20 protein-coding genes are annotated in these 24,845 nt (G+C 71.7%); 9 read left to right on the top strand and 11 right to left on the bottom strand.

Annotated elements, in window-relative coordinates:
* Positions 1 to 38 precede the first annotated feature (38 nt).
* From ACGFZN_RS13995 to ACGFZN_RS13985, 3 genes are read right to left on the bottom strand one after another with little or no spacing between them, the layout of a single operon-like run.
* Entirely contained in the window at positions 39 to 791 is a 753-nt protein-coding gene (locus tag ACGFZN_RS13995; RefSeq protein ID WP_393858982.1) for an amino acid ABC transporter ATP-binding protein, read from the bottom strand.
* A gap of 53 nt (positions 792 to 844) precedes the next feature.
* A complete protein-coding gene (locus tag ACGFZN_RS13990; protein ID WP_393858691.1) occupies positions 845 to 1,783 on the bottom strand; it encodes an amino acid ABC transporter permease in 939 nt (312 codons plus the stop codon).
* A gap of 32 nt (positions 1,784 to 1,815) precedes the next feature.
* On the bottom strand, positions 1,816 to 2,775 hold the full coding sequence (locus ACGFZN_RS13985; protein WP_393858690.1) for an ABC transporter substrate-binding protein: 960 nt from the start codon (positions 2,773 to 2,775) through the stop codon (positions 1,816 to 1,818).
* A gap of 558 nt (positions 2,776 to 3,333) precedes the next feature.
* Between ACGFZN_RS13985 and ACGFZN_RS13980 the strand changes: the two genes are divergently transcribed.
* From ACGFZN_RS13980 to ACGFZN_RS13965, 4 genes are all read left to right on the top strand, one after another.
* Positions 3,334 to 4,557: an NADP-dependent malic enzyme gene (locus tag ACGFZN_RS13980; protein ID WP_393858689.1), complete on the top strand. Its 1,224-nt coding sequence runs from the start codon at positions 3,334 to 3,336 to the stop codon at positions 4,555 to 4,557.
* A 196-nt stretch (positions 4,558 to 4,753) separates the two neighbouring features.
* Positions 4,754 to 5,719, top strand: coding sequence for a zinc-binding dehydrogenase (locus ACGFZN_RS13975; protein WP_393858688.1), 966 nt, complete (start codon positions 4,754 to 4,756; stop codon positions 5,717 to 5,719).
* A gap of 107 nt (positions 5,720 to 5,826) precedes the next feature.
* Positions 5,827 to 6,036 carry a helix-turn-helix domain-containing protein gene (locus tag ACGFZN_RS13970; RefSeq protein ID WP_111002852.1) on the top strand — a complete coding sequence of 70 codons (210 nt, stop codon included), beginning with the start codon at positions 5,827 to 5,829 and terminating at the stop codon, positions 6,034 to 6,036.
* Entirely contained in the window at positions 6,036 to 6,602 is a 567-nt protein-coding gene (locus ACGFZN_RS13965; RefSeq protein ID WP_393858687.1) for a Clp protease N-terminal domain-containing protein, read from the top strand. Before ACGFZN_RS13970 ends, ACGFZN_RS13965 begins: the two co-directional genes overlap by 1 nt.
* 30 nt (positions 6,603 to 6,632) lie before the next feature.
* Here the strand turns inward: ACGFZN_RS13965 and ACGFZN_RS13960 are convergent, their stop codons facing one another.
* Positions 6,633 to 7,694 (bottom strand): PadR family transcriptional regulator, encoded by a 1,062-nt coding sequence (locus tag ACGFZN_RS13960; protein WP_393858686.1) that lies wholly within the window; start codon positions 7,692 to 7,694, stop codon positions 6,633 to 6,635.
* Between the two features lies 1 nt (position 7,695).
* Positions 7,696 to 8,661 (bottom strand): DUF4097 domain-containing protein, encoded by a 966-nt coding sequence (locus tag ACGFZN_RS13955; protein WP_393858685.1) that lies wholly within the window; start codon positions 8,659 to 8,661, stop codon positions 7,696 to 7,698.
* A 155-nt stretch (positions 8,662 to 8,816) separates the two neighbouring features.
* On the opposite strand from ACGFZN_RS13955, the gene ACGFZN_RS13950 reads away from it, so the two are divergent.
* Positions 8,817 to 9,803 (top strand): hypothetical protein, encoded by a 987-nt coding sequence (locus tag ACGFZN_RS13950; protein ID WP_393858684.1) that lies wholly within the window; start codon positions 8,817 to 8,819, stop codon positions 9,801 to 9,803.
* Between the two features lie 176 nt (positions 9,804 to 9,979).
* Positions 9,980 to 10,159, top strand: a complete 180-nt coding sequence (locus ACGFZN_RS13945; protein ID WP_018544467.1) for a DUF6104 family protein — start codon at positions 9,980 to 9,982, stop codon at positions 10,157 to 10,159.
* Between the two features lie 74 nt (positions 10,160 to 10,233).
* On the opposite strand, the gene ACGFZN_RS13940 is transcribed toward ACGFZN_RS13945, so the two are convergent.
* The 4 genes from ACGFZN_RS13940 to ACGFZN_RS13925 all read right to left on the bottom strand — a co-directional run bounded on the left by ACGFZN_RS13940 (position 10,234) and on the right by ACGFZN_RS13925 (position 16,999).
* On the bottom strand, positions 10,234 to 14,040 hold the full coding sequence (locus ACGFZN_RS13940) for a multifunctional oxoglutarate decarboxylase/oxoglutarate dehydrogenase thiamine pyrophosphate-binding subunit/dihydrolipoyllysine-residue succinyltransferase subunit (RefSeq protein ID WP_393858683.1): 3,807 nt from the start codon (positions 14,038 to 14,040) through the stop codon (positions 10,234 to 10,236).
* Between the two features lie 303 nt (positions 14,041 to 14,343).
* Positions 14,344 to 15,471: an ATP-binding protein gene (locus tag ACGFZN_RS13935; RefSeq protein ID WP_393858682.1), complete on the bottom strand. Its 1,128-nt coding sequence runs from the start codon at positions 15,469 to 15,471 to the stop codon at positions 14,344 to 14,346.
* Positions 15,468 to 16,208 carry a response regulator transcription factor gene (locus ACGFZN_RS13930; protein WP_031163266.1) on the bottom strand — a complete coding sequence of 247 codons (741 nt, stop codon included), beginning with the start codon at positions 16,206 to 16,208 and terminating at the stop codon, positions 15,468 to 15,470. The genes ACGFZN_RS13935 and ACGFZN_RS13930 overlap by 4 nt, the downstream gene beginning before the upstream one ends.
* A 113-nt stretch (positions 16,209 to 16,321) precedes the next feature.
* Entirely contained in the window at positions 16,322 to 16,999 is a 678-nt protein-coding gene (locus ACGFZN_RS13925) for a spermidine synthase (RefSeq protein WP_393858681.1), read from the bottom strand.
* Positions 17,000 to 17,196: 197 nt separating this feature from the next.
* Here ACGFZN_RS13925 and ACGFZN_RS13920 point away from each other — a divergent pair, with 197 nt between their 5' ends.
* A complete protein-coding gene (locus ACGFZN_RS13920) occupies positions 17,197 to 18,006 on the top strand; it encodes a rhomboid-like protein (RefSeq protein WP_393858680.1) in 810 nt (269 codons plus the stop codon).
* A 108-nt stretch (positions 18,007 to 18,114) separates the two neighbouring features.
* Entirely contained in the window at positions 18,115 to 20,535 is a 2,421-nt protein-coding gene (gene lon / locus ACGFZN_RS13915; RefSeq protein WP_393858679.1) for an endopeptidase La, read from the top strand.
* Between the two features lie 253 nt (positions 20,536 to 20,788).
* Here the strand turns inward: lon and ACGFZN_RS13910 are convergent, their stop codons facing one another.
* Together ACGFZN_RS13910 and ACGFZN_RS13905 are read right to left on the bottom strand one after the other, a co-directional pair.
* Positions 20,789 to 23,158: a SpoIIE family protein phosphatase gene (locus ACGFZN_RS13910; protein ID WP_393858678.1), complete on the bottom strand. Its 2,370-nt coding sequence runs from the start codon at positions 23,156 to 23,158 to the stop codon at positions 20,789 to 20,791.
* Between the two features lie 119 nt (positions 23,159 to 23,277).
* Positions 23,278 to 24,102, bottom strand: coding sequence for a lysozyme (locus ACGFZN_RS13905; protein ID WP_393858677.1), 825 nt, complete (start codon positions 24,100 to 24,102; stop codon positions 23,278 to 23,280).
* Between the two features lie 238 nt (positions 24,103 to 24,340).
* Between ACGFZN_RS13905 and ACGFZN_RS13900 the strand changes: the two genes are divergently transcribed.
* A complete protein-coding gene (locus ACGFZN_RS13900) occupies positions 24,341 to 24,832 on the top strand; it encodes a MarR family winged helix-turn-helix transcriptional regulator (RefSeq protein ID WP_393858676.1) in 492 nt (163 codons plus the stop codon).
* Positions 24,833 to 24,845: the final 13 nt, after the last annotated feature.

The raw sequence follows: 24,845 nt of genomic DNA, 5'->3' as shown, positions 1-24,845 counted from the left end.
CACGCCCATGGCGTGCCGCCCCTCGCCGTGCGGGCCCGCTACAGCACCTTGGACAGGAAGGACTGCGTCCGCTCGTGCCGCGGGTTCGTCAGGACGTCGCGGGGGTGGCCCGACTCGACCACCACGCCCTCGTCCATGAACACCAGGCTGTCGCCCACCTCGCGGGCGAAGCCCATCTCGTGGGTGACGACGACCATGGTCATGCCCGACTCGGCGAGGTCCCGCATGACGTCCAGGACGTCGCCGACCAGCTCCGGGTCGAGGGCCGAGGTCGGCTCGTCGAACAGCATCAGCTTCGGGTCCATCGCGAGCGCACGGGCGATCGCCACCCGCTGCTGCTGGCCGCCGGAGAGCTGCGAGGGATAGTGCCCGGCCCGGTCGGCCAGGCCCACGCGCTCCAGCAGGGCCATCGCCCGCTCCCGCGCCTCGGCCTTGCTCCGGCCCTTGACCTGCACCGGCGCCTCCATGACGTTCTCCAGCGCCGTCATGTGCGGGAACAGGTTGAAGCGCTGGAAGACCATGCCGATGTCCCGGCGCTTCATGGCGACCTCGCGGTCGCGCAGCTCGTACAGCTTGTCGCCCTGCTGGCGGTAGCCGACCAGCTCGCCGTCGACGTAGAGCCGGCCCGCGTTGATCTTCTCCAGGTGGTTGATGCACCGCAGGAAGGTCGACTTGCCGGAACCGGAGGGGCCGATCAGGCAGAACACCTCGCCCGGCTTCACCTCCAGGTCGATGCCCTTGAGCACCTCGACATGGCCGAAGGACTTGTGCACGCCCTGCGCCCTGACCATGGGGACCGAGCCCTTGGACGGCACGGTGTCCTGCGTCTTGCCCGGGTTGCCGGTCATGCCATGCCTCCCTTCGGGCGGCCCAGGGAGAACATGTTCGCCTTCACCTTCTGCCACGGCGTCGGCGGCAGCTGGCGGCTGGAGCCGCGGGCGTAGTAGCGCTCGATGTAGTACTGGCCGACGCTCAGGACGGACGTCATGATCAGGTACCAGGCGGCGGCGAGGAAGTACATCTCCACCGGGGCGCCGGAGTTCTGGCCGATGTCCTGCGCGTAGCGGAACAGCTCGGGATACTGGACGGCCGCCACGAGCGAGGTCGTCTTCAGCATGTTGATGACCTCGTTGCCGGTCGGCGGCACGATCACGCGCATCGCCTGCGGGATGATCACCCGCCGCAGCGTCTTGCCGTGGCTCATGCCGAGCGCGTGGGCCGCCTCGGTCTGGCCCTCGTCCACCGCGAGCAGGCCCGCCCGGCAGATCTCGGCCATGTACGCCGCCTCGTTCAGACCCAGGCCGAGCAGCGCCGTCAGCAGCGGCGTCATGAAGTTCGACCAGTAGTCCTTGTAGAACGGCATCAGGTTGACGTACTCGAAGACCAGGCCCAGGTTGAACCACAGGAACAGCTGGACCAGGACCGGGGTGCCGCGGAAGAACCAGATGTAGAACCACGCGATCGACGAGGTCACCGGGTTCTTCGACAGCCGCATGACGGCGAGGACGATGCCGCCGACGATGCCGATCAGCATCGACAGGACGGTCAGCAGCAGCGTCTTTGAGACGCCGGTCATGATGCGGTGGTCGAAGAAGTAGTCCGGCACCGCATGCCAGTTGATCTTGCCCTGGCCGAAGGCGTAGACGATCGCGACGAGGATCGCGATGGCTATGAGGGCGGAAACGTATCGCCCGTAGTGGCGGACCGGGATGGCCTTGATGGCCTCCGGGCCGCCGGCCGGGGCAGCGCTCTCCTGCCCGGCCGTCTTCTCGATGTCAGTCACGGGTGGTGCCTCTCAGTGGCCGCCGGCGCGGGTCACTTGCCGCCGTTGATCACGGACTCCTTGACGGCGCCGTCCTGGGCGCCCCACTTCTGGAGGATCTTCGCGTACTCGCCGTTCTTGATGATCGCGTTCATCGCGGCCTGCAGCGCGTCGCGCAGCTGGGTGTCCTTCTTCGCCACGGCGATGCCGTACGGGGCCGCCTCGACCTGCTGGCCGACGATCTGGAAGTCCTTGCCGCCGCCGGAGGTCTTCACCGCGTACGCGGCGACCGGGAAGTCGGAGGAGGCCGCGTCCACCCCGCCCGAGCGCAGCCGGGTCTGGGACTGCTGGTCGTCGTCGAAGGGCTCGATGGTGAGCTTCTTGCCGCTCGGACACTTCTTGGCCTCCTGCTTGGCCAGGTCCTCCGAGACGGTGCCGCGCTCGACGGCGATCTTCTTGCCGCACAGGTCCGACCAGCCGGTGATGCCCTGGGTGTCGCCCTTGCGGGTGTAGATGGAGACGCCGGCGGTCAGGTAGTCGACGAAGTCGACGCCCTCGCCGACCTTCTTGCCCGTGTCCGGGTCGACGCCCTCCTGGCGGTTCTTGTTGTCCGTCATCGCCGACATCGCGATGTCGTAGCGGCCGGAGCGCAATCCGGTGAGCAGGGCGTCGAACGTGCCGTTCTGGAACTCCAGCTTCACGCCGAGCTGCTTGCCCATGGCCGCCGCCAGGTCCGGGTCCAGGCCGACGGCCTTGCCGGAGGAGTCCTTGAACTCCACGGGCGCGTACGCGATGTCCGAGCCGACCTCGATCCTGCCCTTGTCCCGGATCTCCTTGGGGAGCTTGCCGGCCAGCGGCGCGGAGGCCGTCGACGCGCTGCCGGAGCCCTTGGTGTCGTTCTTGGTCTGGTCACCGCAGCCGGTGAGCAGCAGGGCGCCCGCGACCGCGATCGCACCGGCCGCTGCCAGACGGGAGCGAGCGGCGGTCGTACGAGGGGTGGAGCTTGCGGTCATCGTGGTTCCTCCGGCGGCTGGGAAGACGTGCGATGGGTCGGCGAGAACACACACCTTCGGGTGTCGCGACCTCGTGGGTTTACCGCATCTTGCCATTCGGACTACGCCATCCAGGTGTGTGCCTATGTCAAAATCGGATAACGGGTCACCCCCGAACCGCATCAGTTCGGTACATCCTTGGTCGTTCACCACCGAACCATCTGCGGAACTCCAGCCCTCCGGCCGGAAAATCTTCGGTGCATCTCACGATGCGGTCAGCGTGTGCGTCCGCATACCGGTGCCTTCCGTGCGCTTGTCGCGGCCGTCAGCCGCGCGTCATCTCCGTGTGGCTTTCTGGTTCCGAGATGTGACCTTGCACCTAATGGACTCGTCGTGAGCGCCGTCCGTCCGGTAAGAAGGTTCTTTACACCCCTCATCCGGGGCTCAGGGCGCGTGTGCGGCGCGCCCGTCGCGTACGGCCCGTACGTATCAGCAAATCCGGGCGGTACGCGGTGCCCGCCCACCCCTCACCAGGAGTGGTCGACCCTCAAACCATGCATACCTAAGGGGTACAACGAAGTGGCAGCGGAGATCGTCAATCCTCGCAGCGACAGCACAACGGACCAGGACGGCGGGGCCGAGCCCCTCGATTCCTTCGATCCGGCGTTCGCGCTGCACCGCGGCGGCAAGATGGCCGTGCAGGCCACCGTGCCGGTCCGCGACAAGGACGACCTTTCCCTCGCGTACACGCCCGGCGTCGCGCGCGTGTGCACCGCGATCGCGGAGCAGCCGGAGCTTGTCAACGACTACACATGGAAGTCCTCCGTCGTCGCCGTCGTCACCGACGGCACGGCCGTGCTCGGACTCGGGGACATCGGTCCCGAGGCCTCCCTCCCGGTGATGGAGGGCAAGGCCATCCTGTTCAAGCAGTTCGGCGGCGTCGACGCGGTCCCGATCGCGCTCGACTGCACCGAGGTGGACGACATCGTCGAGACCGTCGTCCGGCTCGCCCCGTCCTTCGGCGGAGTGAACCTGGAGGACATCTCGGCCCCCCGGTGCTTCGAGATCGAGCGCCGGCTCCAGGAGCGCCTGGACATCCCGGTCTTCCACGACGACCAGCACGGCACGGCCGTCGTGACGCTCGCCGCGCTGCGCAACGCGGCACGGCTCAGCGGCCGGGAGATCGGCCAGCTGCGGGCCGTCATCTCGGGCGCCGGCGCGGCCGGTGTCGCCATCGCCAAGATGCTGGTCGAGGCCGGCATCGGCGACGTGGCGGTGGCGGACCGCAAGGGCGTCGTGTCGGCCGGCCGGGAGGACCTCACCCCGGTCAAGCGCGACCTCGCCGGGTTCACCAACAAGGCCGGCCTCACCGGCTCGCTGGAGGACGCCCTCGCGGGCGCGGACGTCTTCATCGGCGTCTCCGGCGGTACGGTCGCGGAGGAGGCCGTCGCCTCCATGGCGAAGGGCGCCTTCGTGTTCGCGATGGCCAACCCGAACCCCGAGGTGCACCCGGACGTCGCCCACAAGTACGCGGCGGTCGTGGCGACCGGGCGGTCCGACTTCCCGAACCAGATCAACAACGTGCTGGCGTTCCCGGGCATCTTCGCGGGCGCGCTGCAGGTGCGGGCCACCCGGATCACCGAGGGGATGAAGATCGCCGCGGCCGAGGCGCTGGCCGCGGTGGTCGGTGACGACCTCGCCGCCGACTACGTGATCCCCTCGCCGTTCGACGAGCGGGTCGCTCCGGCGGTCACGGCGGCGGTCGCGGCTGCCGCTCGTGCCGAGGGCGTCGCCCGTCGCTGACGTCGCGCCGCATGGCCCCGTCCGTTCGGGCGGGGCCATTGCTTTTCCGCCCGCCCGCCCGAACCTTTGCGTGGCAGAGGCGCCCTTCGACGGCGCCGGGGGCGGCCTGCGCTGGACGGGTGGCCTTGCGCAAGAGGGCATGTGTCACAGGCCCGCGCGGTTCCGCTGGCTGATCGGCGCACCTATCGTCGGCTGCATGTTCGCTGTCTACGCCGCCCGAATCGACCGCGACCAGCCGCTCACCGGCCTGGAGTTGGGGGAGCGTCCGGCCCCCGAGGCACGGCCCGGCTGGAGCACCATCGATGTGCGCGCCGCCTCCCTCAACCACCACGACCTCTGGTCCCTCAAGGGCGTCGGCCTGCCGGAGGACCGGCTGCCGATGATCCTCGGCTGTGACGCCGCCGGAATCGACGAGGACGGCAACGAGGTCGTCCTGCACTCCGTCATCGGCCAGACCGGCCACGGCGTCGGCCCGAACGAGCCGCGCTCCATCCTCACCGAGCGCTACCAGGGCACCTTCGCCGAGCAGGTGGCCGTCCCGACCTGGAACGTGCTGCCCAAGCCCAAGGAGCTGTCCTTCGCCGAGGCCGCCTGTCTGCCGACGGCGTGGCTGACGGCGTATCGGATGCTGTTCACCAACGCCGGGGTACGGCCCGGCGACTCGGTGCTCGTGCAGGGCGCGGGCGGCGGGGTCGCCACGGCCGCGATCGTGCTCGGCAAGGCGGCGGGCCTGCGGGTCTTCGCCACCAGCCGCGACGAGGCCAAGCGGAAGCGGGCCCTGGAGCTGGGGGCCGTGGAGGCGGTGGTACCGGGGGCGCGGCTGCCGCAGCGGGTGGACGCGGTGATCGAGACCGTGGGCGCCGCCACCTGGTCCCACTCGGTGAAGTCGCTGCGGCCCGGCGGCACGATCGTCATCTCCGGGGCCACCAGCGGCGACCGGCCCTCGCATGCCGAGCTGACCCGGATCTTCTTCCTGGAGCTGAAGGTCGTCGGCTCCACCATGGGCACCAAGGACGAGCTGGAGGACCTGCTCTCCTTCTGCGCGGCGACCGGCGTCCGGCCCGTCATCGACGAGGAACTGCCGCTGGACCGGGCCCGCGAGGGCTTCGAACGCCTCGCGTCCGGCGAGCAGTTCGGAAAGATCGTGCTCACCCACTCCTGACTGCGGTCGGAGGTTCGAGGCGGGCCGGGGTGTTCCGGCCCGCCTTTTCCGTACCCCGCTCGTCAACCTTGGTTGACACCGGCCGATTGTCAACGTAGGTTGACATCATGACCGAGGCAACCGATCTCGCCGAGCGTGCCGGCGACCGTGATCCGCGGGTGGGACTGCGTGCCGTGGCCGCGCTGCGCAGGCTGCTGGAGCAGCTGGAGGCGGTGCAGGTGCGCAGCGCGCGCAATCAGGGCTGGTCGTGGCAGGAGATCGCCGCGGAGCTCGGCGTCAGCAGGCAGGCCGTGCACAAGAAACACGGGAGGCAGTGATGTTCGAACGCTTCACCAAGGACGCCCGCGAGGTCGTGAAAGGCGCGTTCCTCCACTGCGAGAACACGGGCGAGCAGACCGTCGGCGCGGAGCACCTGCTGCTCGCCCTGCTCGACCGCGAGGGCAGCCGCGCCTCCTTCGCCCTGGGCGCGCTCGGACTGTTCGGCCGCCGGGCGTCCGTACGGGAGGCGCTGGACGAGGCGCGGCGGCGCGGCGGGCTGTCCCGGGCCGACACGGACGCGCTGGCGGGCCTGGGGGTCGACGTCTCCGAGATCGTCGCCCGGGTCGAGGAGGCGCACGGCGTCGGCGCGCTGTCCGGTGACCCGGAGGACCGGCGCCGACGGCCGGCCCGCCGGCCCGGCTTCGGCCGGGACGCCAAGGCCGCCTTGGAGAGGGCGCTGCGCCTCGCCGTCGGCCGGCGCGACCGGCACATCGGCGACGAACACCTCCTACTGGCGCTGACCGTCCTGCCCGGCCCGGCGGGCGAGGTGCTGGCAGACCACGGCGTGACATACACCGCGGTGAACCGAGTCCTGTACGGCCGACAAGAAACACAGGCCGGCTGAGACCCCGACGGGCCCACGCCTCTTGGGTGGTCAGGCCTCCTGGTCGGCCTTCGGGGTGCGTAGGACTGCGGCGATGTGGGCCGCTGCCGTGGACAGGTGGCGCCGGGTGTCGCGGAGTTGGTCCGGGGTGACCCCGTGGTCGCGGGCCGCGTCGCGGATGTCGTCGCGGAAGCGGTCCAGCAGGCGGTCCAGGTCGCGGGCCGGGTCGCCGGTGAACTCCTCGTGCGCCCAGGCGGGTTCGTACTCGGCGGGGAAGTCCTCGGCCGGGAAGTGCGGGGCCGTCGGGACGTCGTGGTCCCGCACGCGGCCGGTGTGCTTCGGGGCCGGTTCCCCCGAAGTGCGGGAGGAGTTCCAGTACTTGCCGAGGTCGCCCAGTTCCTTGGCCAGTTCGGACAGGCCCTCGCGCAGGCCCGTGGGCCAGTCGCCCTGGGCGAAGTGGTCCTGGACGCGGTCCTGGACCTGGCGGGCGATGCGCTGCACCTCCTCCTGCGCCTGGGCCCGCGCCCGCGCCTGCGCCTCCTGGGCCTGACGGCGCGCCCGCTGGGCCTCCTCGCGGGCCCGGCGGCTCTCGTCCTTGGCGCGGCGCGCCTGCTCCTTCCACTCCTGCCTGACCCGGCGCATCTCCTCCTTGGCGGCCTTCCAGGCCTCCTTGTCGGTGAGGTCGCCGTACTCCCCGAAGGGGCCCGGGGAGCCGCTCCTGGCCCGGCGGGCCTCGGAGGCCGCGGCGCGCATCTCACGGCGCAGATCGCCGGCCGCGCCGCGCACGTCGGCCTGTATCTCGGCGGCCAGTTCGGCGACCGACTCGCGGATCTCCAGCTCCAGGTCGGCCAGTTCGCCGCTGCGGTCGGCCAGTTCGGCGCGGCCCGCGTCCGTGATGGCGTACACCTTGCGGCCGCCCTCGGTGGTGTGCCTGACCAGGCCCTCGGCCTCCAGCTTGGCCAGCCGGGGGTAGACGGTGCCCGCCGACGGGGCGTACAGCCCCTGGAAGCGCTCCTCGAGCAGTCTGATGACCTCGTAGCCGTGGCGGGGGGCCTCGTCGAGCAGCTTGAGCAGGTACAGGCGCAGGCGCCCGTGGGCGAAGACGGGGGGCATGTCAGAGCACCTTCTTGTCGGTCGTGCCGTCGGAATTGTCCCCCGAGGCGGACGGGGCGCCGGCGCCGGGGCCGGTGCCGGGGCCCTGTGGGGACCCGGACGGGCCGGAAGGGTCTGCGGGACCGGCGGGCTCGGACTCCCACGGGGTGTCCGGCTCGTCCTCGCGTGGCGGGCGGCGCAGCAGGGCGATCGAGCCGGAGATCGTGGTGGCCTTCAGTCTGCCGGTGCCGGCGCCCAGCCGGCCGGTGATCTTGTGGGCGCCCCACTGGCCGTGCACCCGCAGCCCGTCGAAGGCGTTGGAGATCGTGCCGCTCGCGGTGTTCGCCTCCACCTCGGCGTCCGCCGGATGCGGCAGGCGGATGGCGATCTCACCGGAGACGCTGGTCAGGGTGACGTCCGTCGGGCCGTCCGGGTCCAGGTCGACGATCATGGAGCCGCTGACGGAGTCGGCGCGGACGGAACGGCCGGAGCCCTCGACCACCGTCAGGTCTCCCGAGACCGAGTTGAACCGCAGGTCGCCGGTGACCGCCTGGGCCTCCACGTTCCCGGACACGGTGTCCGCGCGGACCTGGCCCGAGACGCCGACCAGAGTCGTGTCGCCGGTGACCCCCTTGACCACGGCCGGGCCGCGGATGCCGGAGACGACGGCGCCGGCGCCGATCACGCCCACCTCCACGCGGGTGTCGGCGGGGACCGCCAGGGAGACGACGGCGCTGCGCCGCCAGCCCTTGCGGTCGAGCCACTTCAAAAAGCCCTTCCAGGGCAGGTCCTCGTAGGCCACCGTGAGGGTGTCGCCCATCTGGGTCACCACCAGGGGTGGTCCCTCGATCTCCGAGATCTCCAGGCGCGCGGAACCCTCGTCCGTGCCCACCACGTTCACCGTTCCGTTGACGATGCGGACCTGAAGGTCGCTCACGCGGGTGTCGAAGGTGAGCTTCTGGGGCTCGCTGACGGACCACTCGGGCATGGGACCTCCTCGGTCGGGCAGGGTGCGCGACACGCCATATCGCGTCCTCTGTGAAACACGATATATCGTGGCCCTTGGAAGTCAAGGCACTCTTTCGCGTGAGCACCTGCGGCTCATATCGGGCGTGATCGGGACGGCATGCCTAGCGTGTTGGCATGTCGACGCGTGCGTTCCACCGCGGCTCGCATGCCGCCCCCGCCACCGGTGCGCTGCTTCTCTGCCGGGCCGAGCCGGACTCCGTCGGCCTTCTCGCGCCGCTGCTGCGCGAGCGGATGGCGCTCACACGCGCGGGCGAGCAGTGGAGCGTGCTGGTGCCGGAGGGCCGGCCATGGCGTGCGGACGGCGCCGGGAGCGAGCCCGTCGACCGCGTGCTCACCGGATGGGCCTCCGCGCTCGCCGTCGGATCGTCCTGGCCCGTGCTCGCGCTGTGGTGGGACGCCGACCGGGTCGGTTACACCCTCGCCTCCGGCTTCCGCCGCCCGGTGGGGTACGTCTGGCTGGCCAACGGCACACCGGCCGGGGAGCACGAGGCGATGCACACCTTCGCGGAGCGGCTGGGTCTGGATCCGGTACGGGATGTGCGGGCCCTGGACGCGCTGACGGCGCCGGCCTCCGACGCGGACGGCCCGGCACGGCTGCGGAACCTGGTCGCGGTCCTCACGCACGCGGGAGTCGCACTGCCTCCGGGCCTGTCCCCGGGAGAGAGCGCCGACCGGCTGCTGCACGCCGTGACCGAGGCGCCGGGCGGGGTGCGGTGGATGCCGGGGGCCGACCGGGCGGAGACGGCAGGGCCGGTGCCGGTGGCCGGAGAGGAGGGCAGTGGCGGGCGGCGGGAGGCGATCCGGGCGGAGCCGGAACGGACGCCGGCCGAGAGGGACGGGGGCGGCACCTGGCAGGCGGCGGTACGGCCCCGACCGGTGGCAGGGGAGAAGGCCGGCGGCGGCACGGGGCTCGGGGCGTGGGCGCCGGGGTCCGGGGATCCGCGGGCCCGGTGGCTCGGGATCGCCCAGGTCGGGGTGGGGCTGCCGGTGACCCTGTGGGGGATCCGGCGGCGGAGCGGCGGATGGGTGGCGGCGGGGGCGCTGCTGCTGGCGCACGGGGCACTGGCGATGACGTACGAGGGCGCGCGCGGGCGCGGATGACGGTCCACCCGGGGCGGGCTCGCGGACCAGTCACAGCGCACCCGCACCCGGCAACGGCCCACCGGCCCCGCTCGGACCCTCAGACCTCGGACGCTCAGCCCCGCACGGTCCGCCCCACCGTTGCATACGCTGTCCCTGTAGCCACCACCGGCATGTTCACGCAGGAGACGCACCCCATGTACTTCACCGACCGCGGTATCGAGGAGTTGGAGAAGCGGCGCGGCGAGGAGGAGGTCAGCTTTGAGTGGCTGGCCGAGCAGCTTCGCACGTTCGTCGATCTGAACCCCGACTTCGAGGTGCCCGTAGAGCGGCTGGCCACCTGGCTCGCCCGGCTCGACGACGAGGACGACGAGTAGGACAGGCCCAAGGGCCCGGTACCGAGCGAGAACTCGGTACCGGGCCCTTGGCTGCCTCGGGCGGTCTCCGGGGCCTACGCCTCGAAGACCTCGCGCACCAGCTGCTCCTGCTCGGCCTGGTGGCGCTTGGCGGAGCCCACCGCCGGCGACGAGGAGTGCGGGCGCGAGATGCGCCGCAGCCGCTCGCCGTGCGGGACGTCCGCGCCGACCGCCAGGTCCAGGTGGTCGATCAGGTTGAGCGCGATGAACGGCCAGGCACCCTGGTTCGCCGGCTCCTCCTGCGCCCACAGGTACTTCTCGGCGTTCGGGTACTTCTTGATCTCCGCCTGGAGCTCGGCACCCGGCAGCGGGTACAGCCGCTCGATGCGGATGATCGCGGTGTCCGTCGCGCCGCGCTTCTGGCGCTCGGCCTCCAGGTCGTAGTAGACCTTGCCGGCGCAGAAGACGACCTTGCGGACGGCGGCCGGGTCGACCGAGCCGTCGCCGATGACCGGGCGGAACTCGCCGCTGGTGAACTCCTCCGCCTTCGAGGCCGCGGCCTTCAGACGCAGCATCGACTTCGGGGTGAAGACGATCAGCGGCTTGTGGTGCGGGTTGTGCACCTGCCACCGCAGGAGGTGGAAGTAGTTCGACGGCAGCGTCGGCATCGCGACCGTCATGTTGTTCTGCGCGCAGAGCTGCAGGAACCGCTCCGGGCGGGCCGAGGAGTGGTCCGGGCCCTGGCCCTCGTAGCCGTGCGGGAGCAGGAGCACGACGCCGGAGGTCTGGCCCCACTTCTGCTCGGCGGAGGAGATGAACTCGTCGACGACCGTCTGCGCACCGTTGGTGAAGTCGCCGAACTGCGCCTCCCACATCACGAGCGCGTCCGGGCGGGCCAGCGAGTAACCGTACTCGAAGCCCATGGCCGCGTACTCGGAGAGCAGGGAGTTGTAGACGTTCAGGCGGGCCTGGTCGTCGGAGAGGTACTGCAGCGGGGTGTACTCCTCGCCGGTCTCCCGGTCGATCAGCACCGCGTGGCGCTGGCCGAAGGTGCCGCGCTGGGAGTCCTGGCCGGCGAGCCGGACCGGGGTGCCCTCCAGCAGCAGGGAGCCGATGGCCAGGGTCTCGCCCATGCCCCAGTCGATGGTGCCGTCCTCGACCATCGCCGCACGGCGCTGCAGCTGCGGCTGCAGACGCGGGTGGACGCTGATGCCGTCGGGGATGTTGACCTGGGACTCGGCGATCCGCTTGACGACCTCGGCGGAGACCGCGGTCGGGACCGCGACCGGGAAGCCGTCCTGCGGCGCCTGGGCGTCCGCGGCGGCCGGCTGCGAGGTGGCCTCGCGGACCTCGGTGAAGACCTTCTCCAGCTGGCCCTGGTAGTCCTGCAGCGCCTGCTCGGCCTCTTCCAGGGTGATGTCGCCGCGACCGATCAGGGACTCGGTGTACAGCTTGCGCACCGAGCGCTTCTTGTCGATCAGGTCGTACATCAGCGGCTGGGTGAAGGCCGGGTTGTCCGACTCGTTGTGACCGCGGCGGCGGTAGCAGATGAGGTCGATCACCACGTCCTTGTTGAACGCCTGGCGGAACTCGAAGGCCAGCCGGGCCACGCGGACCACGGCCTCCGGGTCGTCGCCGTTCACGTGGAAGATCGGGGCCTCGATCATCCGCGCCACGTCCGTCGCGTACATGGAGGAACGCGAGGACTCCGGGGCGGCGGTGAAGCCGACCTGGTTGTTGATGACGATGTGGACCGTGCCGCCGGTGCGGTAGCCGCGCAGCTGGGACATGTTCAGGGTCTCGGCCACCACGCCCTGGCCCGCGAAGGCCGCGTCGCCGTGGATCGCCACCGGCAGGACGGTGAAGTCCGTGCCGCCCTTGTTGATGATGTCCTGCTTGGCGCGGGAGACGCCCTCGAGGACGGGGTCGACCGCCTCCAGGTGGGAGGGGTTGGCGACCAGGGAGACCTTGATCTGCTCGCCGTCGAGGCCGGTGAAGGTGCCCTCGGCGCCCAGGTGGTACTTCACGTCGCCGGAGCCGTGCATCGACTTCGGGTCGAGGTTGCCCTCGAACTCGCGGAAGATCTGCGCGTACGACTTGCCGACGATGTTCGCCAGCACGTTCAGGCGGCCGCGGTGGGCCATGCCGATGACGACCTCGTCGAGCCGGGACTCGGCCGCGGAGTCGATGACCGCGTCGAGCAGCGGGATGACGGACTCGCCGCCCTCCAGGGAGAAGCGCTTCTGGCCGACGTACTTGGTCTGCAGGAAGGTCTCGAAGGCCTCCGCCGCGTTCAGCCGGCGCAGGATCCGCAGCTGCTCCTCGCGCTCCATCTTGGAGTGCGGGCGCTCCACGCGGTCCTGGATCCACTTGCGCTGCTTGGGGTCCTGGATGTGCATGAACTCGATGCCGGTGGTGCGGCAGTACGAGTCGCGCAGCACGCCGAGGATGTCGCGCAGCTTCATCATCGACTTGCCGGCGAAGCCGCCGACGGCGAACTCGCGCTCCAGGTCCCACAGGGTGAGACCGTGCTCGACGATGTCCAGGTCGGGGTGCTTGCGCTGCTTGTACTCCAGCGGGTCGGTGTCGGCCATGACGTGGCCGCGGACCCGGTAGGAGTGGATCAGCTCGAAGACGCGGGCGGCCTTGGTGACGTCGTCGTCGTGGCTGGCGTCGATGTCCCTCAGCCAGCGGACCGGCTCGTAGGGGATGCGCAGGGCCTCGAAGATGTCGTCGTAGAAGCCGTTCTCGCCCAGCAGCAGGTTGGCGACCTGGCGCAGGAACTCGCCGGAGGCGGCGCCCTGGATGACCCGGTGGTCGTAGGTCGACGTGAGCGTCATGACCTTCGAGATGCCGAGCTTGTTCAGGGTGTCCTGGCTGGTGCCCTGGAACTCCGCCGGGTAGTCCATGGAGCCGACGCCCATGATCACGGACTGGCCGGGCATCAGGCGCGGCACGGAGTGGACGGTGCCGAGGCCGCCGGGGTTGGTCAGGGAGACGGTGACGCCGGTGAAGTCGTCCATCGTCAGCTTGCCGTCGCGGGCGCGGCGGACGATGTCCTCGTAGGCCTGCCAGAACTCGAAGAAGTTCAGCGTCTCGGCCTTCTTGATGGCGGCCACGACGAGCTGGCGGTCGCCGTTGGGCTTCACCAGGTCGATGGCCAGGCCGAGGTTGACGTGGTCCGGCTTGACCAGGGTCGGCTTGCCGTCCTTCTCCGCGAAGGAGTAGTTCATCGACGGCATGGCCTTGATGGCCTGCACCATCGCGTACCCGATGAGGTGGGTGAAGGAGATCTTCCCGCCCCGGGCGCGCTTGAGGTGGTTGTTGATGACGATCCGGTTGTCGAACAGCAGCTTCACCGGGACCGCGCGGACCGACGTGGCGGTCGGCAGCTCCAGGGAGGCGTTCATGTTCTTCGCGACCGCGGCGGCCGGACCGCGCAGGGTGACCAGCTCCGGGCCCTCGGGGGCCTCGGGGGCCTTCGCGGCGGGCGCGGCGGCCTTGGGCTTCGGCTGGGCCGGCGCCTGTGCGGGCGTCGCCGGCCTGGCCGGGGCGGGGGCCGCGGCCTTCGCCGCGGGGGCGGGGGCCGGTGCGGGGGCCGCGGCGGGCTTCGGGGCCGCCGGAGCCGGTGCGGGGGCGGCCTGCTGGGGCTGCGGGGCCGAGGTGGGGGTCTCTGCGGCCCCCGTGGCCGCAGCACCCGCCGGAGCCGGGGTGGCAGGAGCACCGGGCTTGTAATCGGCGAAGAAGTCCCACCAGGCGCGGTCTACCGAATTCGGGTCCTGGAGGTACTGCTGATAGATCTCGTCGACGAGCCACTCGTTCGGACCGAACGCGGCTGCGGGGTTCTTCCCGGCTTGGTCGTCGGTGGAGACACTCGGGTTACTGGGGGACTGTGGCGACACGGCGGCAACCGCCCTCTTCCGCTTCACAAGGTGATGGACAGCGGGAATAAAGGCTACGCCTCCCCGGCGGTGAAGGTCAGGTCGGGCAAGGTCATCGTCGCGTAAGTCACACCAGAAATCTTGTTTCAGGGCTTGATATGGCGGGAAACAAGCGTGGTTCCGCAGATGAGAGGGTGTGTCGGCCCGGACCCGGCGCATATGCGTTCGACCGATCGCGCGGGCCTGCCCCTGATCACACGTGTCCAGCTGCGCGACTGCGGCGCGGACGCTCGTGGATCTTGTGCTTCCGGTTCGAACCCTACGTCAACTCGAAGCGGAGGGGAGTCCCGGAAGGGTGACGATGATCCGGCAGCCGCGCTCGGATTCGGCCACACCGATCCGGCCGCCGTGCAGATCCACCGCCCAGCGGGCGATCGCCAGACCGAGCCCCGTGCCGCCGTCGCTGCCCGGCCCGTGCGGCCGGGTCACGGCGCCCCGGTTGAACCGCTCGAACACCCGGTGCCACTCCGACCGGGGGATGCCGGGCCCCTCGTCCAGGACCTCCAGCTCCAGCGACTCCGGCCGCGGTCCGCGCCGTGCCCGCACGGTGACCCGGCCGTGCGGCGGGCTGTGCTTGACCGCGTTGTCGATCAGGTTGGCCACGACCTGGTGGATGCGCTCGGGGTCCGCGTGCGCGGTCAGCTCCGGCGGCGAGACGTCGAGGTGCAGATGCACGTCGGTGCGGGTGTGGCTGCCGGATCCGGAGGCGATGCCCGCGCGCGCCGAGGCCACCATGTTGGCCTCCTTCAGCACGCCCGAGAGGTACGGCCACACCTCGAAGCGGCGCATCCTCAGCGGTACGACGCCGTTGTCCAGCCGGGACAGGTCCAGCAGGGTCTCCACCAGCCGGCCGAGCCGCTCGGTCTGCTTCAGCGCCGTGCGCATGGTCTCGGGGTCGGCCTCGGTGACCCCGTCGACGATGTTCTCCAGCACCCCGCGCAGCCCGGCGATGGGGGTGCGCAGCTCGTGGGAGACATTGGCCACGAGTTCCTTGCGCTGGCGGTCCTGGGCCTCCAGCTCGTCCGCCATGACGTTGATCGTGCGGGCCAGGTCGCCCAGCTCGTCCCGGCGGCCCTCGCTGACCCGGCGGGTGTAGTCGCCCTCCGAGATGGACCGCGCCACCGTGTTCATCTCGTCCAGCGGCATGGTCAGCGAGTGCGCCACGAACTGCGTGATCAGCAGCGTGGCGATCATCGAGAAGACCGTGATGAAGCGCAGCTCGGTCTTGGTGTGCACCGCGATCACCGAAAGACCGGTGGTGATCAGCACCGCGATGACGACGAGCGCGCCCAGCTTGGTCTTGATCGAGAACGGGCGTACGCCGCCCCAGGGGTGGTCCTCGGCGAGGTTCCCGGGGCTCCTCCGTGCGGCCTGGCGCCCGTCACCGCTCATGGGGTGGGCGTCTCCAGGGCGTACCCGACGCCGTGCACGGTGCGGATCCGCTCGGCGCCGATCTTCCGGCGCAGCGCCTTGATGTGGCTGTCGACCGTGCGGGTGCCGGAGGCGTCCGCCCAGTCCCACACCTCGGCCAGCAGCTGCTCACGGGAGAGCACCGCGCGCGGGGTGTTCGCCAGGCACACCAGCAGGTCGAACTCGGTGGGCGTCAGATGGACGTCCTCCGACTTCACCCGCACCCGGCGCTGGGCGTGGTCGATCTCCAGCTCGCCGAGCCGCAGGATGCCCGAGCGCGGGGTCGCGGCGGCGAGGGCCGCCCGCTCCACGCGGCGCAGCAGCACGTGCACGCGCGCCGCCAGCTCCCGCATCGAGAACGGCTTGGTCATGTAGTCGTCGGCGCCGACGCCGAGACCGACCAGCATGTCCGTCTCGTCGTCCCGCGCGGTCAGCATCAGCACCGGCACCGGGCGCTGCGCCTGCACCCGCCGGCAGACCTCGAGGCCGTCGAAGCCCGGCAGCATGATGTCGAGGATCAGCAGATCGGGCTGCCAGGCCTCGGCCGTGTCGACCGCGGCCGGGCCGTCGGACGCCGTCTGCACGAGAAATCCCTCGGCGCGCAGCCGGGCCGCGATGGCGTCGACGATCGTGGGGTCGTCCTCGACGACCAGCACCCGGCGCTGTGCGCCCGGGGTGGTCGTCGCCGCGCCGCTCTGGGAGGTGTGTGTCTGCTCCATCGCCCGCCCCTGCTTGTTGCTTTCCGGAACCCGTGGGGTGATCCCATGTCTGCGATTGACGCTTGAAAGATCCGCGTCAGGGCAGCACATTACGGGGATCCACCGCGCTGTCGCTATCCAGGTCGGACGGCGATGTGCACGGCGTCCGGAACGCCCCGGGCAACGGGCACCTCTTCGGTACGCACCTGACGGAACCCGGCATTCCGCAAGGTTCCTTCAAATTCCGGAGAGGGTTCGGCGGACCATACGGCCAGCACTCCGCCCGGGTTCAACACCCTTGTGCAGGAGGCGAGTCCGGCCGGTGAATAGAGCGTGTGGTTGCCGTCGGTGACGGTCCAGCCCGGGCCGTTGTCGATGTCCAGACAGAGCGCGTCGAACGTGTCGGATGTCTCATTGACGAACGCCACGAGGTCGTCCTGCACGATCTCGGTGCGCGGATCGCGGAGCGCGTCGGCGGACAGCTCGGCCAGCGGCCCGTCGCGGTGCCAGTCGACGACGGCGGGCTCGCGCTCCACGACGGTGATCCGCCCCCACCGCGGGTCCGCCGCGGCGTGGGCGAGCGAGAACCCCACGCCCAGCCCTCCGATCAGCACGCTCGGCTCCGGGCGGCCGTCCAGCGCCTCGTACGCGGCGTCGACCAGCAGCCGCTCCGAGCGGCCGTCGGAGGTGTCCATGAGGAAGCAGCCGTTGGCGATGATCTGCAGCAGTCCTCCGTGCCGGCGCAGCACCACCTCGCCGTAGGGGCCGTCGCGCCGGTCGAGGACCACGGGGGAGTCGTACACGGCAGTCATGACCCTCATCCTGCTCGAACGCACCTCGGCCGGCACGGGAATTACGGGGGCGCACTGATGTGCCCCCGGGGGAGCGGGAGCGCGGACGCGGCCGGAACGTAGGAGGTTGCTGTGAATCGCCTCTCGCGTGGCGTCGGTCATAGACAGCGGCCCCGGGAGCGCCAAGGGTTGACCCGGACGGAAGGAGTGCCGCGAACGTGGAACGGACCGCGACGGGCCCCGCGACGGCCGCGTCCCCGCCCCCGACGGGCGCGCCCCTCCCCGGTGGCTCCGCCGCCACGGTCCCCGTGATCGCGGACCTCCTGGACGGCATGCCGCGCCAGCGGGACGCCCCGGCTCCCGCTCCCCGGCCCGCCGCCCCGGCCCCGGCCGCGCCGCCGCGGCTCGCGTTCCCCCGGCTGTGGCGCCTGCTGCCCACCCCCGCCGGCGCCCCGTTCACCTTCGGCTACACGGCTCTGCTGACCCTCACCTCCGTGGTCGCCGCCCTCGCCGACCCCGCCCTGGTGCACGCCCTCTACCAGGCCTCCAGTACGGACGTGGCCCACCTGGTGCGCTCCCCGGCCGTGGTGCTGCTGGCGAGCGCGCTGTGGATCGCGGGCGGCGTGCTGTCGCCGTTCGCGCTCGCGTTCTTGCTGGTCCTCACGGCGCTGGAGCGGCGGATAGGCGGCGCGAGAGCCGCCTGCGTCTTCCTCGCCGGGCACGTCCTGGCCACGCTCGCCACCGAGGTCCCGGTGGGCCTGGCCGTCCTGGCCGGCCATCTGCCGGCCACGTCGCTGCACCGCCTCGACTACGGCATCAGCTTCGGCGTCGCCGCCTGCATCGGCGCCCTGTCCGGCCTCCTGCGCCCCTGGCTCGGCCTGCCCCTCCTCGCCCTGACGGCCGCTGAACTGGTGAGCGACCTGGTCGCCTTCCAGGACCCGATGACGAACTGGGGCCACCTGATCGCGCTGACGGCGGGAGTGGCGAGCCGGCCTCTCGTACGCCGGTGGGCGCGGGCATCCGCCTGAGCGGGCCCGCGCGGATCTGATCGCTCACAGCGAACAAGTGGAGGGAACACCTGCCTGCGCCCGGCAGTTGAGTCGGTACAACTCAACTTGACTGCCGAAGGGGAGATCATGGCTGCTGAGTCACCGGCGTTCACGCTCGTCCTGCCCGTGCTGCCCTTGGACGACGAGGTCGTACTGCCCGGCATGGTGGTTCCGCTGGACCTGAGCGACGCCGAGGTGCGGGCCGCGGTGGAGGCCGCGCAGGCCGCCGCCCGGTCGGAACCTGGCAAGCCCAGAGTGCTGCTGGTACCGCGGATCGACGGCACGTACGCGAAGACGGGTGTGCTGGGCACGGTCGAGCAGGTCGGCCGGCTGGCCGACGGCGACCCGGGGGCTCTGATCCGCGGCCGGAGCCGGGTGCGGATCGGCGCCGGCACCACCGGTCCCGGGGCGGCCCTGTGGGTGGAGGGCGCGCGCATCGAGGAGACCGTGCCGGACCCGCTGCCCGGACAGGTCGCCGAACTCGTCAAGGAGTACAAGGCGCTCGCCACCGAGTGGCTGAAGAAGCGCGGCGCATGGCAGGTCGTGGACCGCGTCCAGGCCATCGACGACGTCTCCGCGCTGGCCGACAACTCCGGCTACTCGCCGTTCCTGACCACCGACCAGAAGGTCGAACTGCTGGAGACCGCCGACCCGGTGGCCCGGCTGAAGCTCGCCACCCAGGCGCTCCGCGACCACCTCGCCGAGCAGGAGGTGGCCGAGACCATCGCCAAGGACGTCCAGGAGGGCGTGGACAAGCAGCAGCGCGAGTTCCTCCTGCGCCGCCAGCTGGAGGCCGTCCGCAAGGAACTGCGCGAGCTGAACGGCGAGAAGGACGGCGAGGAGTCCGACGACTACCGCGCCCGCGTGGAGGCCGCCGACCTGCCGGAGAAGGTCCGCGAGGCCGCCCTCAAGGAGGTCGACAAGCTCGAGCGGGCCAGCGACCAGTCCCCGGAGGGCTCCTGGATCCGCACCTGGCTGGACACCGTCCTGGAGATGCCCTGGAACGAACGGACGGAGGACGCCTACGACATCCAGGGCGCCAAGGAGATCCTGGACGCCGAGCACGCCGGCCTGGACGACGTGAAGGCGCGCATCACCGAGTACCTGGCCGTCCGCAAGCGGCGCAGCGAACGCGGCCTGGGCGTCATCGGCGGCCGGCGCGGCGGAGCCGTCCTGGCCCTCGTCGGCCCGCCCGGCGTCGGCAAGACCTCGCTCGGCGAGTCCGTCGCGCACGCCATGGGCCGCAAGTTCGTCCGCGTCGCCCTCGGCGGCGTCCGCGACGAGGCCGAGATCCGCGGCCACCGCCGTACGTACGTCGGCGCGCTGCCCGGCCGGATCGTGCGGGCGATCAAGGAGGCCGGGTCGATGAACCCGGTGGTGCTGCTCGACGAGATCGACAAGGTGGGCTCCGACTTCCGCGGCGACCCGGCAGCGGCCCTGCTCGAGGTCCTGGACCCGGCGCAGAACCACACCTTCCGGGACCACTACCTGGAGGTCGAACTCGACCTGTCCGACGTGGTCTTCCTCGCCACGGCCAACGTCCTGGAGGCCATCCCCGAGGCGCTCGCCGACCGGATGGAGATCGTCCGCCTGGACGGCTACACCGAGGACGAGAAGATCGTCATCGCCCGCGACCACCTGCTCCCGCGCCAGCTGGAGCGGGCCGGCCTGGACCGGGACGAGGTCACCATCAACGAGGGCGCGCTGCGCAAGCTGGCGGGCGAATACACCCGCGAGGCGGGCGTGCGCAACCTGGAGCGTTCCGTCGCCCGTCTGCTGCGCAAGATCGCCGCCCAGCACGAACTGGGCGAGCGGGAACTGCCGTTCACGGTGACGCCGGACGAGCTGCGCGGCCTGCTCGGGCGCCCGCACCACGTGCCCGAGTCCGCCCAGGACCCGGCCGAGCGCCGTACGGCCGTCCCCGGCGTGGCGACCGGCCTCGCGGTCACCGGCGCGGGCGGCGACGTGCTCTTCGTCGAGGCGTCCCTCGCCGACCCGGAGACGGGCGCGGCGGGGCTGACCCTGACCGGCCAGCTCGGCGACGTGATGAAGGAGTCGGCGCAGATCGCGCTGAGCTTCCTGCGCAGCCACGGCGCCGAACTGGAACTCCCGGTCGGCGACTTGAAGGACCGGGGGGTGCACATCCACTTCCCGGCGGGCGCGGTGCCCAAGGACGGCCCGAGCGCCGGCATCACGATGACGACGGCCCTCGCCTCGCTCCTGTCCGGCCGGCTGGTCCGCACGGACGTGGCCATGACCGGCGAGGTCTCGCTGACCGGCCGGGTGCTGCCCATCGGCGGTGTGAAGCAGAAGCTGCTCGCCGCCCACCGCGCCGGGGTGACCACCGTGATCATCCCCAAGCGCAACGAGCCCGACCTGGACGACGTCCCGGCGGAGGTGCTGGACAAGCTCGACGTCCACGCCGTGACCGACGTCCGCCAGGTCCTGGAGCTGGCGCTCGCGCCCGCGACGAGCGGTGCGGCGCCGGAGGTTCCCGTGGCGGCGTGACGGACGCCGCGGGAGAGGCGGGGCCCGGGTTCCGTGAGGGATGCCCGGGCCTCCGCCATGCCCGCCCGCGCATCCGAGCCGCATGCCCATAAGCGGATCACTCGGTCGAATCCAGACGTGAGTTGACGCGTAGGCCGAGGCCGCGACGGCCGGTCGGTGGGGGCGCGACGCGCAAGTCCGGAGGGGAGCGGGGTACCGGCTGGATGCCGGTCGTGTGGTCGTGGTCGTGGGGCGGGACGGCGGTGGCGGCGGCTCAGCCGGTGGCCGCGGACAGTGACTGTTCTGCCCAGACCGTCTTGCCCACCCGGTCGTGCCGGGTGCCCCAGCGGTCGGCCAGTTGGGCGACCAGCAGCAGGCCGCGGCCGCCCTCGTCGAAGATCCGGGCGCGACGCATGTGCGGGGTGGTGCCGCTGGCGTCGTACACCTCGCTGATCAGCGTCGCGTCCTGGTGGATCAGCCGGAGCCGGATGGGCGGGCGGCCGTACCGGATGGCGTTGGTGACCAGCTCGCTGACCATCAGCTCGGTGGGGAAGGCGGCCTCGCCCAGGCCCCACGCGGACAGCTGGCCGCAGGCGAGGTGGCGGGCGCGGGAGACGTCTTCGGGGTCGTCCGCCAGCTCCCAGGCGGCGACCCGGTCCTCGTGCAGCACCCGGGTGCGGGCGACGAGCAGGGCGATGTCGTCGTCCGGGCGATGGGTCAGCAGCTCGGTGAGCACGTGGTCGCAGACGGCGTCCAGCGACCCGGCGGGCCGGACCAGCGCGGCGAACAGCTTGTCCAGCGCCTCGTCGATGTCGTGGTCGCGGGCCTCGAACAGCCCGTCGGTGTAGAGGACGAGCAGGCTGCCCTCGGGCAGTTCGCTCTCGACGGCCTCGAACGGCAGCCCGCCGAGCCCCAGCGGCGGCCCCGCGGGCACGTCCAGGAAGCGCGCGGCGCCGTCCGGCATGACCACGGCGGGCGGCGGATGACCGGCCCGGGCGGCCGTGCAGCGGCGCGACACCGGGTCGTAGACCGCGTACAGGCACGTGGTGCCGATGCCGCCGGCGGTCTCCGCGGCCGGGTCCGTGCTGCCCTCGTCGGCGGCGAGCCGCAGCACCAGGTCGTCGAGGTGGGTGAGCAGCTCGTCGGCCGGGAGGTCGACGTCGGCCAGGGTGCGTACGGCGGTGCGCAGCCGGCCCATGGTGGCCGAGGCGCGGATGCCGTGGCCCACCACGTCGCCCACCACGAGCGCCACCCGCGCGCCGGACAGCGGGATCACGTCGAACCAGTCGCCGCCCACCCCGGCCCGGGTCGCGGCCGGCAGATAGCGGGTGGCGATCTCCAGGGCCGCCTGCTCGGGCAGCGTGTGCGGGAGCAGGCTCCGCTGCAGGGCCATCGTCGTGGTGCGGTCGCGTGCGCCGGTGCGGGTCTGCCGGATGCCGGCGGCCGCCTTCCCCGTGAACTCGCCGGCCAGCCGCACATCGTCCGCGCCGAACGCCTCACGGCCCGGGCACCGGCCGAACAGCGCGACCCCGAGCGTGCTGTCCTGGGCGACCAGCGGCAGCACCAGCAGCGAACGCGCCCCGGACGCGCGCAGCCAGGCCGCGCCCGGATCCGTCGCCGCCCACTCGGCGACCCGCGGGTCCGCCGTGTCGTACAGCAGCGGGCGGCCCGCCGCCAGGCACTGGGCCGGCGGCGAGTCCACCGGGCAGACGACCGCCTCGCCGACACCGGAGCCGTGGGCGGCCGGGACGCTGTCCGGCACGGCGCGCAGGGCGGCGCGGCGCAGCACGAGAGGACCGGGCGGCGGGACGGGTTCCGCGCCGGCCTCGCGCGGGGAGTCGAGCAGGTCGACCGCCATCACGTCGGCGAGCCGGGGAACCGTGACCTCGCCGAGTTCCTGCGCGGCCCGCGCCTGGTCGGCGGCCGGGCCGACCGGCGTGCCGTGCTCGGCCGGCGGCCGCTGCCCGGCGCCGGAGTCCCGCGCGGGCGCCTGCGTGGACAGGCAGACGGCGCGCACCTGGCCGCCGGCGTCCTTCAGCGGGGTGAGCACGGCGCCGGAGCCGAGTTCCACGCCGAGCCGGGCCTCCTGCGGGCGGCCGGTCTCCAGCGCGACCCGCATCGACCGGGCGGCCCCCTCTCCGGCGGCGCCGGGCATGATGTGCGGCAGCCGCAGTCCCCGCATCGCCGACTCGGGCAGGGCGAGGGCCTGCTCCATCCGGCGGTTGGCGCGCACGAGCCGCAGGTCGGCGTCGAAGATGGCCAGCGGGAAGGGAGACTGCAGGAAGGTCCACTCCTCCAGCGGCTCGCCCCGGGGCGGCTGTGTGCGGGCGGTCACCGCGCTCACCACGAGCCAGTCGCCGGCGCCGGCGCCGGAGGTCCTGCGGTGGGCGAGCACGCCCAGCTCCACCCGCCGGCCGTCGCGGTGCCGCAGCGGCACCGTGCCGTTCCAGCGGTCCCGGCCGGCGAGGATCCGGCGGGCCGCCGTGCCGCCGGTGGCGAGGAGCGCGCTCGCGGGGCGGCCGAGGACGGCCGGTGCGTCGTAGCCGAGCAGCTGCTCGGCGCCCGCGCTCCAGCCGGTGAGGATGCCCCGCTCATCGATGGTGGCCGTGGCCGTGTACGCCGACTGTCGCTCCTGTCGCTCCATCGCCGCTCATCCGCCCTCGCTCGGCAGGCTCTCCTGACCAGCATGATCCCGGGCGGCGCGGAGCACCAACGCAGCACGGTGCCCCCTGCCCGCACCGGGCAGGGGGCACCGGAGAAGCGTCAGCCGTTGGCCAGGGCCTGGACGCGGTCGAGGGCTCCGTTGAACTTGTCGTGGTCGCCGACGGTCGGGCCGGAGGAGGTGTACTGCCACATCGTGTAGTACGACCAGCCGGCCGGCAGGGTGCCCGGGTCCGAGGCGTAGCGGGCGATCCACAGCGGGTTGTTCGCGGCGAAGCCGCCGTAGTTGCCGGTGCAGTCGCTCCACCAGCTGGTCGCCGTGTAGATCACCGCGTCCCGGCCGGTCAGGGACTTGTAGGTGTTCAGGAAGTCGGCGATCCAGCTGACCATCGCGCTCGCCGACTTGCCGTAGCACTCGGCGCCGTACGGGTTCCACTCGATGTCGAGCGCGCCGGGCAGCGTCTTGCCGTCCCTGGACCAGCCGCCGCCGTGGCTGACGAAGTAGCTCGCCTGGGTGGCGCCGCTGGTGGTGTCCGGGGTCGCGAAGTGGTAGGCGCCGCGGATCATGCCCACGTTGTACGAGCCGTTGTACTGCTGGGCGAAGTAGGGGTTCGTGTAGTACGTGCCCTCCGTCGCCTTGGTGTAGGCCCAGCGCACCCCGCCGTTCCACAGGGTGGACCAGGCGACGTTGCCCTGGTAGCCGGAGACGTCCACGCCCTCGGTCTGGGTGACGTCACCCGATGTGGGGGTGCCGGCCCTGCCGTCGTGCGCGAGGACGCCCATGCCCATGTAAGCGGAGCCGCGGGCGGGGGTCGTCGCGGCGTGCGCGGAGGTCAGGGGCAGGGTGAGGGACAGTGCCGCGAGCAGGGCCGTCACCAGGACGGCGAGGGGGCGCGGGCGGATGGAGCCGGGTCTGTGCACGGGCATGACGTGCCTCCGGGGAGTGGGGTGGGGAGAACGTGACCGTGACCGTGTACCGGATGCCGCACTGGCGTGGGCATGCCATTTCCTTGCCTGCTGAAGAAGCTACGCACGTAGACAACGGCGTGGGAAGAGGGTCCGGACACCGCCGTTGGTCTAGCCCTGCGAAATACTGACGGAGCTGCGGCAATGACGACTTTTGGCAGAAACTTTCAGGACCGCGAAACCGAGCAGGGGTGCTGACGTGCACGAGGACGGAAACGGCGACGCACAGCGCGGCGCCGAGGAGATGACACCCAGTGGTGCAGACCGGGAATTCCTGGCTCTGGAACGGGAGTTGACCGTGCTGCTGAGGCGGGCCAGGGCCAACCAGGGCGAGATGGCCCGCGAGGTCCACCCCGACCTGGAGTCCTCCGCGTACGGCCTCCTCATCCGCCTGGACGAGTGCGGCGGCCGGCGCGCCACGGAACTCGCCGCCTACATCGGCGTCGGCAAGGCCACCATGTCCCGCCAGCTGCGCGCCCTGGAGGAGCTGGGCCTGATCGCCCGCGAACCGGACCCGGCCGACGGACGCGCCTGGCTCGTCACTCTCACCGACGAGGGGCGCCGCCGGGTCGGCAAGGTCCGCGAGGCGCGCCGCGCCCGTTACGTCCGCCAGCTCGCCCACTGGGACCGCCGCGAGGTCGCGGAACTGGCCCGGCTGCTGCACCAGTTGAACGGCGGCATGGAGAAGTAGGCCCGCCGCGGGG

The organism is Streptomyces sp. NPDC048192 (assembly GCF_043202415.1).
GTDB lineage: Bacteria > Actinomycetota > Actinomycetes > Streptomycetales > Streptomycetaceae > Streptomyces.
The sequence above is the reverse complement of the archived record's forward strand: the minus strand, read 5'-3'. Positions and strand labels throughout refer to the sequence as shown.

Excerpts from the sequence above, each read along its gene's own strand:
- ACGFZN_RS13995 (WP_393858982.1), bottom strand. The coding sequence starts at position 791 with ATGGTCAGGGCGCAGGGCGTGCACAAGTCCTTCGGCCATGTCGAGGTG.
- ACGFZN_RS13985 (WP_393858690.1), bottom strand. The coding sequence starts at position 2,775 with ATGACCGCAAGCTCCACCCCTCGTACGACCGCCGCTCGCTCCCGTCTG.
- ACGFZN_RS13975 (WP_393858688.1), top strand. The coding sequence starts at position 4,754 with ATGTTCGCTGTCTACGCCGCCCGAATCGACCGCGACCAGCCGCTCACC.
- ACGFZN_RS13970 (WP_111002852.1), top strand. The coding sequence starts at position 5,827 with ATGACCGAGGCAACCGATCTCGCCGAGCGTGCCGGCGACCGTGATCCG.
- ACGFZN_RS13965 (WP_393858687.1), top strand. The coding sequence starts at position 6,036 with ATGTTCGAACGCTTCACCAAGGACGCCCGCGAGGTCGTGAAAGGCGCG.
- ACGFZN_RS13960 (WP_393858686.1), bottom strand. The coding sequence starts at position 7,694 with ATGCCCCCCGTCTTCGCCCACGGGCGCCTGCGCCTGTACCTGCTCAAG.
- ACGFZN_RS13955 (WP_393858685.1), bottom strand. The coding sequence starts at position 8,661 with ATGCCCGAGTGGTCCGTCAGCGAGCCCCAGAAGCTCACCTTCGACACC.
- ACGFZN_RS13950 (WP_393858684.1), top strand. The coding sequence starts at position 8,817 with ATGTCGACGCGTGCGTTCCACCGCGGCTCGCATGCCGCCCCCGCCACC.
- ACGFZN_RS13945 (WP_018544467.1), top strand. The coding sequence starts at position 9,980 with ATGTACTTCACCGACCGCGGTATCGAGGAGTTGGAGAAGCGGCGCGGC.
- ACGFZN_RS13935 (WP_393858682.1), bottom strand. The coding sequence starts at position 15,471 with ATGAGCGGTGACGGGCGCCAGGCCGCACGGAGGAGCCCCGGGAACCTC.
- ACGFZN_RS13930 (WP_031163266.1), bottom strand. The coding sequence starts at position 16,208 with ATGGAGCAGACACACACCTCCCAGAGCGGCGCGGCGACGACCACCCCG.
- ACGFZN_RS13925 (WP_393858681.1), bottom strand. The coding sequence starts at position 16,999 with ATGACTGCCGTGTACGACTCCCCCGTGGTCCTCGACCGGCGCGACGGC.
- lon (WP_393858679.1), top strand. The coding sequence starts at position 18,115 with ATGGCTGCTGAGTCACCGGCGTTCACGCTCGTCCTGCCCGTGCTGCCC.
- ACGFZN_RS13910 (WP_393858678.1), bottom strand. The coding sequence starts at position 23,158 with ATGGAGCGACAGGAGCGACAGTCGGCGTACACGGCCACGGCCACCATC.
- ACGFZN_RS13905 (WP_393858677.1), bottom strand. The coding sequence starts at position 24,102 with ATGCCCGTGCACAGACCCGGCTCCATCCGCCCGCGCCCCCTCGCCGTC.